The following is a 404-nucleotide window of genomic DNA, read 5'->3' as shown; positions in this document are numbered from 1 at the left end:
GCGGCCGTTACCGCAGCAACAGATATGTCCACCACACCCGCCACCACCGATCAAACACCCCTTGCGACCCCCCAATTTCTTTGCTAGCTTCTTACAAAATGTTAACGATAACATTTGCTCTAAAAATAAAAACAAAACAGAGATCCCCACCATGAAAATGCTTCCGAAAACCCTGTGTTTGTTGGCTCTGAGCATCAATCTTGGCACCGCTGGCCTGGCACTGGCCGACACCAAACCCGTCCCCATCCGCATCGGCGCGTCCTTCCAGGAAATCAACAACCCTTACTTCGTCACCATGAAAGACGCCCTGCAGGAAGCCGGGGCGACCATCGGTGCGCAGTTGATCATCACCGACGCCCGCCACGACGTGTCCAAACAGGTCAGCGACGTCGAAGACATGCTGC

At 54.2% G+C, this 404-nt stretch carries 1 pseudogene; it reads left to right on the top strand.

What is annotated here, in order from left to right:
- Nucleotides 1-151 precede the first annotated feature (151 nt).
- Nucleotides 152-404 (top strand): annotated as a pseudogene (locus HX786_RS32095) (LacI family transcriptional regulator); the annotation flags it as partial.

It is taken from the genome of Pseudomonas sp. 21615526, assembly GCF_013386245.1.
Classification (GTDB): Bacteria; Pseudomonadota; Gammaproteobacteria; order Pseudomonadales; family Pseudomonadaceae; genus Aquipseudomonas.
This window is presented reverse-complemented; position numbering and strand designations above follow the sequence as displayed.